Origin of the sequence: Neisseria sp. RH3002v2f, from assembly GCF_014596375.1 — a bacterium.
Classification (GTDB): Bacteria; Pseudomonadota; Gammaproteobacteria; order Burkholderiales; family Neisseriaceae; genus Neisseria; species Neisseria cinerea.
This window is the reverse complement of record NZ_MAYZ01000022.1, coordinates 1-17,739: the sequence shown is the minus strand read 5'-3', so window position 1 is coordinate 17,739 and position 17,739 is coordinate 1. Positions and strand designations below refer to the sequence as shown.

Below are 17,739 nucleotides of genomic sequence, written 5' to 3'. Positions count from 1 at the left end.
TCCCGTTTCAGACGGCATTTTCAACAGCAGGAACGAATCAGGCAAATTCCAGTCTGTCGCCGTCGGCTTCCACCCTGATTTCGCTTTCGGGCGCATAGTTTCCGGCAAGCAGGGCTTTGGCCAGCGGGTTTTCGATTTCCGACTGGATGGCGCGTTTGAGCGGACGTGCGCCGTAGACGGGGTCGAAACCGGCTTTGGCGATGATGTCCAGTGCGGCATCGGAAACAGTCAGGCGCAGGTTTTGTTTTTCCAAACGTTTTTCCAAACCTTTAAGCTGGATTTTGGCAATGCTGCGGATGTTTGCCTGATCCAGTCCGTGGAACACGACTACTTCGTCGATGCGGTTAATCATTTCAGGACGGAAATGTTCTTTCACATCCTCCATCACAACTTCTTTCACCGCTTCGTAATCCTGAATGCCCATTTGTTGGATGTGCTGGCTGCCGATGTTGGAAGTCATCACAATCACGGTGTTTTTAAAATCTACCGTCCTGCCTTGTCCGTCGGTCAGGCGGCCGTCATCCAATACTTGCAGCAGGATGTTGAACACGTCGGGATGCGCTTTTTCCACTTCGTCCAAAAGAATCACGCTGTACGGTTTGCGGCGCACTTGTTCGGTCAGGTAGCCGCCTTCTTCGTAGCCGACATAGCCCGGAGGCGCGCCGATCAGGCGGGCAACGGCGTGTTTTTCCATGTATTCGGACATGTCGATACGGATAAGGTGGTCTTCGCTGTCGAACAGGAAGCCTGCCAAAGCTTTACACAACTCGGTTTTACCCACGCCGGTCGGGCCTAGGAACAGGAAGCTGCCGTAGGGTTTGTTCGGATCGGCAAGACCGGAGCGGCTGCGGCGGATGGCATCGGACACGGCACGCACGGCTTCGTCTTGACCGACCACTCGGCGGTGCAATACTTCTTCCATTTTCAGCAGCTTGTCGCGTTCGCCTTCCATCATTTTGGACACAGGAATGCCGGTCATGCGCGATACGATTTCGGCCACTTCGTCCGCGCCGACTTCGGTGCGGAAGAGTTTGTTTTGTTTTTTGCCGTCAGGGTTACTTTCCGCCGCCTGCAACTGCGCACCTAATTTCGGCAACTCGCCGTATTCGAGTTCGGACGCGCGGGCGAAGTCGCCTTGGCGTTTGGCCTGCTCGATTTTGACTTTGATGTCGTCCATCTGTTTCTTGATGTCGGCAGTGCTGGATGATGCCGCTTTTTCGGCTTTCCAGATTTCGTCCAAATCGGCGTATTCTTTTTGCAGCCCGTCGATTTCTTCGTCTATCAATTCCAGACGTTTCTTACTGGCATCATCGGTTTCTTTGGCAACGTGCATTTTTTCCATTTTGAGCTGGATAATGCGACGGTCAAGTTTATCCATTTGCTCAGGTTTGCTGTCCAACTCCATTTTGATGCGGCTGGCTGCTTCGTCGATCAAATCAATCGCTTTATCGGGTAGGAAGCGGTCGGTGATGTAGCGGTCGCTCAATTCCGCGGCGGCAACGATGGCGGGGTCGGTGATGTCGATGCCGTGGTGGATTTCGTAACGTTCCTGCAAACCGCGCAGGATGGCGATGGTGTCTTCCACGCTGGGTTCGCCGACCAATACTTTTTGGAAGCGGCGTTCCAGTGCCGCGTCTTTTTCGATGTATTGGCGGTATTCGTTCAAGGTGGTCGCGCCGATGCAGTGCAGTTCACCGCGCGCTAAAGCCGGTTTCAACATATTGCCCGCATCCATTGCGCCGTCGGTTTTGCCCGCGCCGACCAAAGTATGGATTTCGTCAATGAAAATCAGGGTGTTGCCGTCGTCTTTCGCCAAATCGTTCAACACACCTTTCAAGCGTTCTTCAAATTCGCCGCGGTATTTCGCGCCGGCAATCAAAGCCGCCAAGTCCAAAACCAAAAGGCGTTTGTTACGCAGGGATTCGGGTACTTCGCCGTTGACGATGCGTTGCGCCAAGCCTTCAACGATGGCGGTTTTACCCACACCCGGTTCACCAATCAACACTGGGTTGTTTTTGGTTCGGCGTTGCAGCACCTGAATTGCGCGGCGGATTTCGTCGTCGCGGCCGATAACAGGGTCGAGTTTGCCGTCGCGGGCGCGCTGGGTCAGGTCGAGCGTATATTTTTTCAGCGCATCGCGTTGGTCTTCGGCATTGGCATCGTTCACGTTTTGTCCTCCTCGTACCGCGTCAATCGCGGCATTGATGTTTTGTTCGGTCGCGCCGGCTTCTTTCAGGATTTTGCCGGTCGCATCGTTCTGCTGCACCAAGGCAAGTAGGAAAAGTTCGCTGGCGATATAGGCATCGCCGCGTTTGGTTGCAGCTTTATCCATCAGGTTCAACACCGCCTGCAATTCACGGCTGGGCATAATGTCGCCGCCCTGGCCGGACACTTTCGGCAGGTTGTTTAAATGCTGCTGTAAACGCTGCTTCACCTGCGGCACGTTCACGCCCGCATGAGCCAAGAGCGCGGCAGCTCCGCTATTTTGGTCGTCAAACAGGGCTTTCAGTACAAAGCCCGCTTCCAGATAGCTGCTGTCTGCAGCCAACGCCAAACTCTGAGCTTCTGCAAGGGCTTGTTGGAATTTGGCGGTTAATTTGTCGAATCGCATTTTCTTTTCCTTTTGGAAACGTCCATTGTTGAAGCCTATATGTGCATGACTGTGGATAACTCAAGTGTTGTTTTCTGTTTTTTTATATTTAATTCGATATATTATTGAATTTAAAGTATATAAAAATATATAATAATGTGTATAACTATATCTTCTTAATATGGAAAAGTCTGTTGTCGGCTGGATGTATGTGGCAAATCGGGTATAATCGGCACATTCTTTTCCCTTTCAGACGGCATTGATGCCGTAAGGACATTTTATGAGCAAAAAACGAGTTCTGACCGGCGTAACCACCACCGGCATCCCGCATCTGGGCAACTACGTCGGTGCTATCCGCCCCGCCGTCCGCGCGGCGCAAAACCCCGATACCGAATCCTTCCTCTTCCTCGCCGATTACCACGGCATCATTAAATGCCACGAACCGGAGATGATTCACCAATCCACCCAAGCTGTTGCCGCCACTTGGCTTGCCTGCGGACTCGACCCCGAGCGCACCACCTTCTACCGCCAAAGCGACATTCCCGAAGTGATGGAATTGAACTGGATTCTGACCTGCATCACCGCCAAGGGTTTGATGAACCGCGCCCATGCTTACAAAGCCGCTGTACAGGCAAATGCAGAAAACAATCAGGAAGATCCTGATTTCGGTGTGGAAATGGGTTTGTTCAGTTATCCGATTCTGATGACTGCCGACATCCTTATGTTCAACGCCAACGAAGTTCCCGTCGGACGCGACCAAATCCAACATGTCGAAATGGCGCGCGACATTGCCGGCCGCTTCAACCACCGCTTCCAAGAACTTTTCACCCTGCCCGAAGTGAAAATCGATGAAAACGTCGAACTCTTGGTCGGTTTGGACGGACGCAAAATGTCCAAATCCTACGGCAACACCATTCCGCTTTGGGAAAACGACAAGAAAACCCAAAAATCGGTCAACAAAATCATCACCAACATGAAAGAGCCTGGCGAGCCGAAACAGCCTGACGAAAGCCCCTTGTTTGAAATCTACAAGGCCTTCTCCATGCCGTCTGAAACAGCAGCGTTCACACAAATGCTGGCCGAAGGCCTGGCATGGGGCGAAGCCAAAAAACTCTTGGCTGCCAAAATCAACGCCGAGCTGGCAGAACCGCGCGAACGCTACAACGAGCTGACCGCCAATCCTTCGCAAATCGAAGACATCCTGCAGGCAGGCGCGGCCAAAGCGCGCAAAGAAGCGCGCGAACTTTTGAATAAGGTACGTGATGCGGTCGGTATCCGTCCTTTGAAATAAACCCATGCCGTCTGAACATTCATTGTCCGTGTTTCAGACGGCATTTTGAAACCATCAGGAGTGTGGAATGCTTAAAACATCTTTTGTCGTGTTAAGTGGCTGCCTGCTGCTTGCAGCCTGCGGTAAATCTGAAAATACGGCGGAACAGCCGCAAAATGCAGTGCAGGGTGCACCGAAACCGGTTTTCAAAGTCAAATATATCGACAATACGGCGATTGCTGGCTTGGCTCTGGGCGGGGTACAAGAAGGAAAAACGGCTGAAGGCAAAAAACAGCTGACTTATCCGATTGAGGGCTTGTCGGAACAGAATGTGTTGCAACTGATCGGCAAGCATCCCAACGACTTGGAAGTCATCAGCGGCAAATGCATGGAAACCGACGATAAGGGTGGTCCGGCAGGTTGGTCGGCAAACGGCGTGTGTCATACCTTGTTTGCCAAACTGGTGGATAATGTCGCACAAGACGGCGGGAAGCTGACGGATTACCTAGTTTCGCATGCCGTACTGCAACCTTACCAGACAGGGAAAAGCGGATATGCAGCCGTGCAGAACGGACGCTATGTGCTGGAAATCGACAGTGAGGGGATGTTTTATTTCCGCCGCCGCCATTATTGAGGTATTCAAAAATCCCATAATGCATTTGAGTTTTCCTAGCCCTTTCAGGAAAGTGGCTGCAACAAGTTTTTTGTCCTGATGGAGACGGTCAGGGAATTGTTTGCAGAAATGGAAATTCGTCAGATAGGAAAAGTAAATATAAAAGTGGTTTTGTTCCAATAGGGGCAATAGCTACATAGAGAAGAGGACGGTAAGGAGCATTTCTGTCAGCTGGATAATCTATCCATCCGTGATGGCGATTTGGTCGAGTTTACACTGACGGGAAACTCAAAATGAGGAGAATGTGTGTTACAATTTTCCCGCTGTTTTCATAAAATAGTTTTTTAACTGAAATTTAAATCAAAAATGTAAGAAGGATAGGATATGAAAAAATTACTGATTGCTGCAATGATGGCGGCTGCTCTGGCGGCATGCTCACAAGAGGCTAAAGAAGAGACTAAGGAAGCGGCTCAAGCCGTTCAGTCCGATGTTAAAGATACCGCGGCTTCTGTCGCTGAGTCTGCTGCTTCTGCTACTCAAGAAGCGAAAGATAAAATCAAAGATGCTGCAGCTGATGCAAAAGAAAGTGCCGATCAAGCTGTGACTGAAACCAAAGAAGCTGTAACTGAAGCAGCTAAAGATACTTTGAACAAAGCTGCTGATGCGACTCAAGAAGCGGCAGACAAAATGAAAGACGCTGCTAAATAATTTTTTGACTGTTTAAAAAAGCGGCAGCCATCCGGTTGCCGCTTTATCTATGCCTTAAGTCCGGCTTTGCTTGGACGGGATAGACTGCACCATGCACGCGGGTTATGGAAAGACTTGCTTGTTCTTATCCGGGTTGGCTGAATTTGCCGCGCATATAAGCAGGTTTTTGCTTGGAGTTGCAAATCGACCCGTCTGCCGTTATAGATACAAGGCAGTCGGTTTTTTGGGTGTTGTGGATAGGGAAATGCCGTCTGAACATCATTCAGACGGCATTTGGTTTGTAAAGGTCAGACGGCTTCAACTTTAAACGGCATATTGACTTTTTGCCATTGGACGCTTTCATATTCCAATGCGTCGGCAATCAGGGGGTGGCGTTCCAGCCATTCACTGTCAATACGCAGGATGAAGCCGTGGCTTTCCGTATCCGTGCGCAACTGCATGTTTTTCGGGAAAGACAGGTCTTGACGCGAACGGCAGAACAGGGCGGCAAGGCGCAGGGACAAAACGGCATACCACAACATTTCGTTGGTGCCGATAATGCCGCCCATTTTTTTCATATCGCCGCGATGACCGATGACCAGTTGGGCAAGTATGGTCTGTTCTTTACGTGAGAACCCCGGCATATCGGCGTTTTCCAGGATGTAGGCGGAATGTTTGTGATATCCCGTGTGGGCGATGTCCAAACCGATTTCGTGCAGGCGCGCGGCCCGTCCGAGATATTGTTTCCAAAGGGCAAGCTCTTGGACGGTAACGTTTTTGACGTGGCAGAGGCTGTCCATAAAGGTTTGTGCGGTATCGGCAACGCGTTTTGCCTGATTGAGGCTGACGTGATAGCGGTGTTGAAACTCCGAAACCGTTTGTTCTCGCATGTCTTCGTTCAGCGCACGGCCTATCAGGTCGTAGAACACACCGTCCCGCAGTGCAGCTTCGGTTACGGTCATTTTATCGAGTTCCAATTCTTCAAATGCCGCCATCATCACGGCAAGCCCGCCGGCAAAGACTTCGATGCGTTCCGGTTTCAGGTTTTCAAATTTGGCCTTTTTGACCGAGCCGGCTTCGACGATGCGTTCGGCAAGGGCGCACATGCCTTTATAGGTAATGTCTGCCTCTTGCGGCAATTCGGCTGCAAGGACGTCGCGGATGGATTTTGCCGAACCCGAAGTTCCGACGGCGAAATCCCAACCTTCGCGCTTCATGTTTTTGCTGATGCGTTGGATTTCGTTACGGGCGGCAGAAATGGCAGATTGGAAGTCTTTGGCGGTGATTTTGTTTTGGAAGAAGCGCAGGCTGTAGGTAACGCAGCCTAAAGGCAGGCTTTCGGTAATGTCGGGGCGCAGGGTTGAACCGATAATGAATTCTGTCGAGCCGCCGCCGATGTCGATAACCAGCATTTTGCCGCCTTCCGGGGGAAGGGTGTGGACGACGCCGGTATAAATCAGCCGGGCCTCTTCGCGCCCGGCGATGATTTCTATGGGGAAACCCAGTGCCGCTTCGGCCTTGGGAAGGAAATCTGCGATGTTTTTGGCAACGCGGAATGTATTGGTTGCTACGGCGCGTACCTGTTCAGGGCGGAAGCCGCGCAGGCGTTCGCCGAATTTTGCCAGGCAGTCTAAAGCCTGTTCCTGCGAGGATGCGCTGAGGTTTTTCTGTTCGTCCAGACCGGCGGCAAAACGGACCATCTGTTTGAAGGAATCGATGACTTTTAATTGTCCATTGTTGTTTTCGCAAACCTGGAGGCGGAAACTGTTGGAACCCAAATCGACGGAGGCGAGGATGTTTGCGGGGGTGGTAGTCATGTGGTGGATACCGGTGGGGAAAAACGCAATGTTACTCTGCCGGTATGGGCGTTGACAATAAATGATGAGGTTGTTTTTGATTACGCTCACAGATGTTTTACCCGGATTTTCCCGATGTAAGGTATTCAGTATGCTTGGACAAGCGTTCTTCATGGCGGTAGAATCGGTGCTTTCCGCGAGGGACGGTTTCTTTGCGGACGAAACAGCGCATAGTGTTGCCTTATGTGCGTTTCGGATATGGAAACCTGAATATTGAATGCCGTCTGAAACATTCGGGCGCGTAGCCATCCAGATATTATGAATAAAACGACCGATAATTTATCCGTCAACACGTACCGACGCCGCCTGTTGTGTGCTGCCGGCGCGCTGTTGCTCAGCCCGCTGGCACAAGCCGGCGCGCAACGTGAAGAAACGCTTGCCGACGATGTGGCTTCCGTGATGAGGAGCTCTGTCGGCAGCATAAATCCGCCGAGGCTGGTGTTTGACAATCCGAAAGAGGGCGAACGTTGGTTGTCCGCCATGTCGGTACGTTTGGCAAGGTTTGTCCCCGATGAGGAGGAGCGGCGCAGGCTGCTGGTCAATATCCAGTATGAAAGCAGTCGGGCCGGTTTGGATACGCAGATTGTGTTGGGGCTGATTGAGGTGGAAAGCGCGTTCCGCCAGTATGCAATCAGCGGAGTCGGTGCGCGCGGCCTGATGCAGGTTATGCCGTTTTGGAAAAACTACATCGGCAAACCGGCGCACAACCTGTTCGACATCCGTACCAACCTGCGTTACGGCTGCACGATTCTGCGCCATTACCAGAACCTTGAAAAAGGCAACATCGTCCGCGCACTTGCCCGTTTTAACGGCAGTCTCGGCAGCAATAAGTATCCGAATGCCGTTTTGGGTGCATGGCGCAACCGCTGGCAGTGGCACTGATTTTGAATCCGGGCTGCAACCGAAACGTAGCGAATCCTGTATAATCTGAAATCTGTTTATTGGAAATTCAGACGGCACAGCAGCAGCTGATGCCGTCTGAAAAAGTATTATGGCAAGAGATAACCGAATTCAAATGTTTCCGCACGAATGGCGCGCAAGCACTACGCTTTCCGGCGTGTACGCATTGCGTATGCTGGGTATGTTCCTCGTGCTGCCTGTTTTGGCGATGTATGCCGCTTCGCTGCCCGGCGCGGAAGACAATAAAACGCTGGTCGGGCTGGCAATGGGTATTTACGGTCTGACGCAGGCGCTGCTGCAGCTGCCTTTGGGTATTGCTTCCGACAAATTCGGACGCAAAAAAACCATTTATGCGGGACTGGTCGTCTTTGCAGCGGGCAGCTTCCTTGCCGCCGCCGCCGATACATTGCCCTTATTGGTTGCAGCCCGTGCCATACAGGGTGCGGGAGCGGTCAGTGCGGCGGTTACCGCGCTGCTGGCGGATTTGACGCGCGACGGTGTACGTACCCGCGCGATGGCAATGATAGGTTTGAGTATCGGTTTGACTTTTTCGGTCAGCCTGGTGGTTGCCCCGATGATTGCCGACGTGGTCGGCGTACGCGGCTTGTTCCTGCTGACCGGCATTTTGACCGTTGCCAGTATCGGCGTGGTGGCGTTTATGACTCCCGACCCGGAGGTTTCCAAGCTGCACGAAGATACGCAGGCCCAGCCTGCACGTATAGGCGAAGTTTTGAAAAACCGCCAACTGCTTAACCTCGATTTCGGTATTTTTGCCCTGCATGCCGCGCAAATGGCATTGTTTACCGCCCTTCCTTTCGCCATGACGCAGCTTGGCTTGGAAAAAATACAGCATTGGAAAGTATATCTTCCTTCTACCGTTGCCGGTTTGGTGGTAATGGTTCCGCTGATTATCATCGGTGAAACACGTAACAGGCTCAAGCAGGTTTTTATCTTAGGTATCGTCTGTATTGCGGCGGCACAGATAGGTCTTTTGTCCGACATGCATTCTGTCTGGCTGATTACCGTATATCTGATTGTTTATTTTATCGGTTTTAATGTGTTAGAGGCCAGTTTGCCGTCTATGGTTTCCAAAATTGCACCGTCCGACCTGAAAGGTACGGCGATGGGCGTGTACAACACGATGCAGTCGGTCGGACTGTTTGCCGGCGGTGCGGCAGGCGGGTTGCTGTTCCAAAAATACGGCTTTGTCGGCGTGTTTGCCTTTTGCAGTACATTAATGCTGCTGTGGCTGGTTCTTGCCGTTTTGTCTCCCGCTCCCAAACCTGTCAAAAACCTCAGTTATCCTGTCGGCAGCGTATGGCAGGGCAATCAGGAAGGGTTATACCGTGCCTTATCTGGGCTTGAGGGCGTGGAAGACATCAGTTTCAGTTTCGACAGGCAAACTGTTTATATCAAAGTGTTGCAGAAGGGTTTCGATCAGGCTGCCGCTGAAGACATCATTATAGGAGTTTAAAATGTCATTAAATAAAGTTATCCTTATCGGCCGTCTCGGACGCGATCCCGAAGTGCGCTATATGCCCAACGGCGAAGCCGTCTGCAATTTTTCAGTCGCTACCAGCGAAACATGGAACGACCGCAACGGCCAACGTGTAGAGCGTACTGAGTGGCATAACATCACCATGTACCGCAAACTGGCCGAAATTGCCGGCCAATACCTCAAAAAAGGCGGGCTGGTTTATTTGGAAGGGCGGATCCAAAGCCGGAAATATCAAGGTAAAGACGGTATTGAACGTACTGCCTACGATATTATTGCCAGTGAAATGAAGATGCTTGGCAGTCGAAATGAAAACAGCGGCGGCGTGCCTTATGACGAAGCTTACGGTCAGAATCAAGAGGGTTATCAACGTCCTGCACCGCAAAGGCAGCAAGCTTCTCCTGCTGCTACGTCTTATCCCCAAGAAACACACGAAGAAACACCTGCCGCGCCACGCCGCCAACCGGCTCCCGCAGCTCATGCCATACCGGTTGAGGATATTGACGACGATATCCCGTTCTAGCACCCATATATCCTATAAGTGTTAAATTTGATATTTAAATAGCTGGAGAACCTAGGTGTTGACTAGGTTCTTTTTTTTTGCACAAAAATTGAATGATCTTTATCATTCTGTTAGTATTTATATATAAAATTGTAAAATTAAAATTTGCTATGGTTAGATTGGAAATTATAGTTTTCACTAATGGTGAACGATATCCTATCCTTATAGATAATGGAAAAAATATTCCACATTATTATTCTACTTTGTGGACCACATCTATTTTAAGGAGTAGTTGCTCTGTAAATACGATTCGCAATAAGCTATATGCTATACGGTGGCTTTTTAAATGGGAGTATAGTAATAATAGAAATATTGTTAATGAATTTAAAAATGGGAATCTTTTAAGTTATAAGGATATGATTAATTTAAGAGAGCATTTTAGGCTAAGTGAGAAAACAGATAAAAAGAAGTTAAGTTTTAGTAATAGACTATCTGGAAATAAAAAAAGTATCAATTCAATAATTATTAGCCATTCTCATCAATACAATAGGATGACAGCTGCAATTGAGTACTTGGAGTTTATATCCAGTCTTTTTATGAATAAAGGATTATATACACCAAAAGATGTAGAAAAAATGACGGTTACGTTTAAAAACCTGAGACCGAATATTCGGAGTTTTTATTCTTCTGAAATTTTTGATAATGCTAGTATTACAGATGGTTTACTCGATGAATTTCTTGGTATTGCGGATTATCTGAACCCAAAAAATCCTTTTAAGAATGAAGGAATAAGAAAAAGAAACTATTTAATGTTCATGCTGCTGCGTAAATTAGGCATTAGACGTGGAGAGCTTCTATCAATAAGAGTCGATGATCTAATTTTAACAGGAAATCATCCTGCTATATTTATAAGACGTACACATGATGATCCAATAGATTCAAGAATGAATCAGGCTGTAGCGAAGACAAAAGAAAGACGTTTAGTAATCAGTCTTGAATTATCAAATCTTATAGATGAATATATACTTAATTATCGAAATAAAATACCAAATTCGAATAGGCACCCTTATTTATTTGTAACACATAAAAAAGGAATTTCACAAGGAAAACCACTTAGTATTAGTTCCTTTGATAATATTATAATACCTACTATGAAAAAAGTAGACAAAAAATTTTCTATTATTCATTCTCATATATTTAGACATGAGTGGAACTTAGATTTTTCTAGAAAAGTAGATCTTAATAATAAATTAGCTAAAGAGAATAAAACCAATCATACTGAAATTACTCCTGAGAATGAAGCTAAGTATAGACAACACTGGATGGGGCATACATCAGAGAAAAGTTCATATATTTATAACAAGAGACATATTATTGAACAAGCTAATAAATTAGTTCTTCTTGAGCAAGAAGAATTATTAGGTAAACTTTCTAATAAAATTGTTGAAAGAAATGACTAAAATTTCAAGAGATGGATATTCATTTAATCAGAATGATACGATATGGATATTAAATAAAGATATAAAGATAAAATTAACAAGAGATATTTTATCTTTGGATAGCTCATTGCTAGATGGATTTAAAAATATTTTATCTGACTATGCACAAGAGATGTCAGCTCATCATACTAGAAATATGTTGTTTATGTTTAGGCGGTTAATAAAATTTTCTAATGGGAATGCTATTACAACAGACAGTATATTGAATTGGCGTGCAAGTTTAACTAGGGAAAATGAATGGTATTTAGGATCATTAAAAGGATTTTTACATACTTGGTATAAAAGAGGTTATTTAGGAATTTCTCTGGAAGTAGTTAAATTATTAGAAACATTTAATATAAAAGGAAATAAAAAGGGGAAATCAGTTGCTAATCATTGTCCATACGCAGGACCGATGACGAATAATGAACTATTAAGCCTAGTGAGTGAACTTAATGAGCTATGGAAACAAAACAGAATCAGCTTTGAGTGTTACGCATATATTAATGCTCTAATAATAACTGCTAGACGTCCTTCGCAGTTGAAGCAACTAAAAATGTGTGATTTGATTAAGGATAATAATGATTATTATATTAATATACCAAGAGTTAAACAACGGCATTCAAACTTTAGGAAGTCATTTAGGAAATTAGCAGTTACTGAAGATCTGTATTTAATTATAAGAAACTTAGCTGAAGATCAAATTAAAAAAATTGAAACACATATTGGTAATACTTTACCTTTTGAACAAAGAAAATTAATACCTATTTTCATGAGTCATCAAACTTTATTAGAGATTAATAAGGGTAATGTGGGACTGTATCTAGAAAAAGACTTATTACATTCAACTATTCAAGAAATGAAGAAACTCATGGTGGAATTCAATAATGCCCAACATGCTATTTCTGAGCGTACTGGAAAAGTTATATATGTGAATGCAAGACGTTTTCGTTACACACGTGGAACTAATTTGGGGCGGAAAGGTGTTGGTGCCACAGTTATTGCAGAATTATTAGATCACTCAGATATACAGAATGTAAAAGTTTATACAGAAAATACTGCCGATACTGTTCAGTATATTGATCGTGTAATGGGTGCCGAAATGGGGAAATTGGCTCATGCCTTTTCTGGAAGAATAATCTCTAGCTTGAATGAAGGTGAGAGGGGGAATGATCCAACATCTTTTATAACAAACAATGGATCAGACACTGTTGGGGCTTGTAGTACAAATAAATTTTGTATAAGTTCTTATGAAAACTGTTATCTATGTAGAAAATTTAGGCCTCTTCTTGATGGCCCTCATCAACAGATATTAGATAAATTATATCGAGAAAAAGAAGAGCGACTGAGAGTGTCTAAAAGCATAGATTATGCGAATTCTAAAGATCGCATTATTTTAGCGGTTGAGTATGTAGTTAAAGCTTGTAGCCAAATGAAAAAATCTCGAGAGATTCATTAATATGAGTAGCCAAATTTTTGAACCAATAAGTAATTCCCCTACTAAAAATCTAGAACAGTTCATTTATTTCTGTAGATATAGATTAGATGCTTTTGGTGCTGATTGTTGGGAAAATAATCAATGGAGAACAAAGTTTAATATCCATTCAGTACAAGTTCGATTTTCTACAGATAGATTTCCATCAAATAGTTATAAATATGAACCGTTATCTTCACCATTTATTGAGTTTGCTAAGGCTTATATCCGTTATACTTATTCGTTAAGACCTATTCGTCAATTCGCTAGACATATGGAAGCATTGCGTTTTGTTGAAATGGCTTTACATAATGTAAAGAAAAAAGCAGATATTCTATATTTGGATAGTTTAGTTATTCAAGAAGTTCAAAATTTAGTTGCTAAAAAATATCCTAAAATGAATGAATCAACAAATAAACTAGGTTATCAATTAGAAACATTATTTAATTTTTGTATAGAATATCAAATTGTTCTAAAGCCCCCTATATGGACTAATCCTTATAGTCGTCCTAGAGATTTAACAATATTATTAGATAAGAGAGGAAAAGATTATCGTTCCAAAAAAATGCCATCTGATGAGGAAATGCTACTTACAGCAAAACTCTTTCATGATGCACCAAATTTAGATAAAGAAACTGAGTATTATACAGCAGTTATGGCTCTACTTATGGTTGCTCCATCTCGTTGTTCTGAGTTGATGTCTTTATCTGTTAATTGCTTAGAATGGGAAGAAGATAGCTTAGGAAATAGGCAATTAGGTATTCGATGGATACCTGCAAAAAATGGAAAAGAGGGTTTGAAATGGGTTCCTAGTAGCATGCAAGATGTGATTATTGAAGCAGTCAAACGTTTAACAGATATAGGAGCTTTAGCAAGAAAAGCAGCAAAGTTTGCAGAAGAAAATCCTAACACAGTAATGATATCACCAGATCAAGGTATGCAAGTATCCCATTATTTATCTCAAAAACCTTTAACTGAAATAGAAATAGGTAAGATTTTAGAAATTAATGGAAAGCATGGGATTAAAACTAAGTGGTTTGAAAAGTTAATGAAAGAAAATAATGGCGTTATAACTTCTAATGTTTTGGGAAAGTACTTATACGAAAAATATACCTCAAAATTTAATTACTGGCCATATATTGATAAAAATAGAAACGTTAAAGCTTCTGAAGCCTTATTATTATTCAGAGAAAATGAATTTCATGATGATTTTTCCCCTAAACGTTTTTCTTTTGTGTTACCAACAGTGAATCAAATTAATGATAGATTTTGCTATTCAGAAACTCGTCCTAAAACATCATTATGGGAAAAACATTGTATAGGTACATCTAAAGGAGAATTTATTAGATTGCCATCGCATAATGCAAGGCATTGGTTGAGTACAAAAGCTGAGCGAGGTGGAATGGATGAATTAACTTTAGCTAACTGGGCAGGCAGAGCTAGAGTGGCAGATAATAAAGCTTATGATCACAGAACAGAAGAAGAAAAAAGTGAGGCTGTTCGAGATTTACTCATTCCTGAGGATATTTCAATATTAGACAAAATTCATTTAAATCTTCCTATTACCTATGAAGACTTAGGAAAAAATAGAATTGGAATTGCAACTATAACAGAAATAGGCATTTGTGAGCATGATTATGCAATGTCGCCATGTTCTCGCCATGGAGATTGTGAAACATGTAAAGAACTTATTTGTATTAAAGGATTAGAATCATCTTTAGAAATATTAAAGCATAGAGAAATTCAGCTTACAGAGCAAATTAATAAAGCAAAAGAACACCATAAATTAGGAGCTTTTGGTGCAGATCGTTGGATAAGTAACCTAGGGTGGAGATTGGCACATATAAGAACCAAAATTGCATTCTTGGAAAATAGTGAAATTCCAAATGGTGCACTATTACGAATACCTGACGAATATGATCCTTCACCAGTCAAGTTAGCCTTATTGGAAAAAGGAATGGATATAGATGTTAAAAAACCAGAAACGGCTAAACTTGATGATGATTTATATAGGTTAATGGAGATGTAGTATGCCAAAAATTCTTATTACAGAAGAAAATTTGGAAGATATCATTATGTTGATTAAAACCTGGGAGGGGAAGTTAACATGGAAATTACTTTGCTCTAAAGTCTCAGAGTTATTGAATATTAAGAGTATTGAGAGGCAGTCACTGTCTAATTATCCTGATATACAAAAAGCCTTTAGCCAACAGAAGCAAAAAATGAAGGAGGATGCAAAAAAAGAACCAGTACCAAATATCACGATGGATTATTTGCTAAAACAAGTTAATAATTTGAAGGCTCAGGTACAACGCTTGGAAGAAATTAATGAGCGATATAAACAGCAATTTATTGTATGGCAATATAATGCATATATGCATGGGATGACACAAGACACACTAAATAAACCTCTTATTGCTGTTAACCGTCAACGTAGGTAATTTATAGGATGTAAGGTAAATTATTTTTACTATAGTAGTCTCTACAAAAGATCGTCTGAAAATCAATTTTCAGACAATCTCTTCATACCTATTAAACTTCTTGATGGGTAGAGTAGAAAACAATTTTCGTCAACATCTACTTCTTCTGGCCGGAGAAATATAGCAGTTTAATGGCGCGTCAAACACTATTGTACTGAACTACTTTCTGCTCAAGCCCGCACCCCAACTTGCAGTAGTCTCCACTAAATCTTTATTTTGTTAACAATATGGATTTGCTCAGCCTCGCTCACGTCTTGCCGGAGACAAGCACACGGTCATGTATGCAAAAATTCAAGACTGCTGCATGGTTATTAATCCCAAAGGTATTCCAAAAAATAATTGTGCAAACTAGTTATCGGAACAGGAACGCAATTGAAGTGTAACGCGAAATTTCAGACAATCTGCATACCTCGCAATGACTGTGGCTGTCTAAACCTCGCCATTTCAGGAATGAGCCCATGCCAAACACCCACACTCATACCATCCAATCAACGCATGTCTACGACTGTACAATATCCACTTGCATGCTGGCTGATTGGACCTTCACCCGCTACCACACGCCCGGCAAATCAGGGTATGCCGTGGTGTACGGTACGGTCGCCCAAGATGGTTCAGGACGCTTTGCCACAGGCAGCCGAATCCGCACCTCGCCCGTTACCCGATGGGCGGCACCGCTGGTCCATACGAACAACTCGGTGTATTGTCTGCCGGAAGGTGCAGGCTGCTTTTGCAACCTGCCCGCAGCTTTGCAGCCTGCCATAGATAGTTTAGGTATCGCCCCTGCCGAAGCGGCCGTTATCCTGCAAAACGCCTTCATGCAGCCTGCACATGCCTTGCCTGAAACCGCTTGTTTCGGCGTTCCGGTGGTGCGACCGGCAGAACAGGGCGACAGTCCGGTCGTCATGGAGCGCCACATCGCCGAATTGCCGTTCTATTCATTTTGGCGGGACAGCAGCATCGGTTCCGCCCAAAGCCTGATAGACGGACAAGCCGCCGTATTTCTGCACGATTGGAACGCATTCTGCCGCCGGTTTGTCCGTACCGGTAAACACCGCTGCCAAACCGACCACACAGACAACCAAGCCGTAGACGGCCAATACAGCTATTTCGGCCTGCCGATTGTGCATACGCCAGAACAGGATAATGCCCCTGCCGTATCGGAAGCCGACATCGCCAAACTACCGTTTTACACCTATTGGCACACCGCCTGCGCTTCCGATGTACACCGGTTAGCAGACGGCACACGCGTTGTACCCCTTGCCGATTGGGAAGCCTTCTGCCAACGGTTGGTATTGACCGGCAGATAGGCAGGCAAAAAAGTGCAGGCTGCTTTTTATCGCCCCAACCCTGTTTCAGACGGCCTCTAAAGCAGCCTGCACCTTATTGTTTATTGTCAGATGACCAGAAACCGAGTATCCCATGCCTCAAACCTATTTCACCGCCGACTGGCACTTCTCCCATCCCAACATCGCCCGATACTGCCCGCAATTCCGCCTACAAAGCGATAACACCAACGAGCTGAATGAATACCTGATCGACTGCTGGAACCGCGTCGTTACCCCGCAAGACACTGTGTACAACCTCGGCGATGTCTGCTTTGCCAAAAATCCCGCACACATCGAAGCCGTGCTGCAACGGCTTAACGGGCAACACCATTTGATCTACGGCAACCACGACTACCTGATTCGGCAAAAAGAAGCACATTTCCTCAACACGCGCAAAGCAGACGGCCATCCGTTACTCTCGTCCGCCAGCCATTACCTGCGGCTCAAACTGTCCGAAATCAACAATACCGCGATTTTGTGCCACTATCCCTTATACGAATGGGACGGCATCCACCACGGCCTATACCACCTCTACGGCCATCTGCACGACCGCATGGCCGCCGTCAAAGGGCGTGCCCTCAATGTCGGCTGGGATATGCACGGCCGTTTCCTGACCGTACAAGATATTGACAGCTTCCTGCGCGACCTGCCTGCCGTGCAGTATTTCGACGACAAGCAAAACGTTATCGTTGGTAACAGCACGGAAGATGCGGCTGCAAAAGTTCGGGCGAGATTGGCGGCATTGAACCAATGAGCTTTTATTTTAGAAATGAATTTTCAGGTAGCCTTGAATGGTGCAGGCTGAGACCTTTGCAAAATCCCCCCAAAATCCCCTAAATTCCCACCCGGACATTTAGGGGATTTTTCATGAGTACCTTCTTTCAGCAAACTGCTCAAGCTATGATTGCCAAACACATCGACCGCTTCCCACTATTGAAGTTGGATCAGGTGATTGATTGGCAACCGATCGAACAGTACCTGAATCGTCAAAGAACCCGTTACCTTAGAGACCACCGCGGCCGTCCCGCCTATCCACTGTTGTCCATGTTCAAAGCCGTCCTGCTCGGAC

Annotated in this window: 14 protein-coding genes and 1 pseudogene; 13 read left to right on the top strand and 2 right to left on the bottom strand. The window is 45.3% G+C overall.

Features of this window, described 5'->3' with window-relative positions:
- Positions 1-37: 37 nt before the first annotated feature.
- Positions 38-2,611, bottom strand: coding sequence for an ATP-dependent chaperone ClpB (clpB, locus tag BBW69_RS06260; protein WP_188210773.1), 2,574 nt, complete (start codon positions 2,609-2,611; stop codon positions 38-40).
- 259 nt (positions 2,612-2,870) lie between these two features.
- Here clpB and trpS point away from each other — a divergent pair, with 259 nt between their 5' ends.
- From trpS to BBW69_RS06245, 3 genes are all read left to right on the top strand, one after another.
- On the top strand, positions 2,871-3,881 hold the full coding sequence (gene trpS / locus BBW69_RS06255; protein ID WP_188210772.1) for a tryptophan--tRNA ligase: 1,011 nt from the start codon (positions 2,871-2,873) through the stop codon (positions 3,879-3,881).
- 67 nt (positions 3,882-3,948) lie between these two features.
- Entirely contained in the window at positions 3,949-4,494 is a 546-nt protein-coding gene (locus tag BBW69_RS06250) for a hypothetical protein (protein ID WP_188210771.1), read from the top strand.
- A gap of 363 nt (positions 4,495-4,857) precedes the next feature.
- Entirely contained in the window at positions 4,858-5,181 is a 324-nt protein-coding gene (locus BBW69_RS06245; RefSeq protein ID WP_003674689.1) for a hypothetical protein, read from the top strand.
- Between the two features lie 287 nt (positions 5,182-5,468).
- On the opposite strand, the gene BBW69_RS06240 is transcribed toward BBW69_RS06245, so the two are convergent.
- Positions 5,469-6,977, bottom strand: coding sequence for a Ppx/GppA phosphatase family protein (locus BBW69_RS06240; RefSeq protein WP_108043852.1), 1,509 nt, complete (start codon positions 6,975-6,977; stop codon positions 5,469-5,471).
- A gap of 297 nt (positions 6,978-7,274) precedes the next feature.
- On the opposite strand from BBW69_RS06240, the gene BBW69_RS06235 reads away from it, so the two are divergent.
- The 10 genes and pseudogenes from BBW69_RS06235 to BBW69_RS06190 form a co-directional block, all read left to right on the top strand.
- Positions 7,275-7,898, top strand: coding sequence for a lytic transglycosylase domain-containing protein (locus tag BBW69_RS06235; protein ID WP_188210770.1), 624 nt, complete (start codon positions 7,275-7,277; stop codon positions 7,896-7,898).
- Positions 7,899-8,007: 109 nt separating this feature from the next.
- Positions 8,008-9,390 (top strand): MFS transporter, encoded by a 1,383-nt coding sequence (locus tag BBW69_RS06230; RefSeq protein WP_188210769.1) that lies wholly within the window; start codon positions 8,008-8,010, stop codon positions 9,388-9,390.
- 1 nt (position 9,391) lies between these two features.
- Positions 9,392-9,934, top strand: coding sequence for a single-stranded DNA-binding protein (locus BBW69_RS06225; RefSeq protein WP_188210768.1), 543 nt, complete (start codon positions 9,392-9,394; stop codon positions 9,932-9,934).
- Between the two features lie 395 nt (positions 9,935-10,329).
- Positions 10,330-11,373 (top strand): site-specific integrase, encoded by a 1,044-nt coding sequence (locus BBW69_RS06220; protein ID WP_223169966.1) that lies wholly within the window; start codon positions 10,330-10,332, stop codon positions 11,371-11,373.
- Complete coding sequence (locus BBW69_RS06215; RefSeq protein WP_188210767.1) at positions 11,366-12,850, top strand: site-specific integrase; 1,485 nt, start codon at positions 11,366-11,368, stop codon at positions 12,848-12,850. Before BBW69_RS06220 ends, BBW69_RS06215 begins: the two co-directional genes overlap by 8 nt.
- 1 nt (position 12,851) lies before the next feature.
- Complete coding sequence (locus BBW69_RS06210) at positions 12,852-14,894, top strand: integrase (RefSeq protein ID WP_108043855.1); 2,043 nt, start codon at positions 12,852-12,854, stop codon at positions 14,892-14,894.
- Between the two features lies 1 nt (position 14,895).
- Complete coding sequence (locus tag BBW69_RS06205) at positions 14,896-15,306, top strand: hypothetical protein (RefSeq protein ID WP_013448774.1); 411 nt, start codon at positions 14,896-14,898, stop codon at positions 15,304-15,306.
- Positions 15,307-15,869: 563 nt separating this feature from the next.
- Entirely contained in the window at positions 15,870-16,652 is a 783-nt protein-coding gene (locus tag BBW69_RS06200; protein WP_188210851.1) for a hypothetical protein, read from the top strand.
- Positions 16,653-16,764: 112 nt separating this feature from the next.
- Complete coding sequence (locus tag BBW69_RS06195) at positions 16,765-17,424, top strand: phosphoesterase (protein ID WP_108043857.1); 660 nt, start codon at positions 16,765-16,767, stop codon at positions 17,422-17,424.
- Between the two features lie 113 nt (positions 17,425-17,537).
- Positions 17,538-17,739 (top strand): annotated as a pseudogene (locus BBW69_RS06190) (IS5/IS1182 family transposase); the annotation flags it as partial.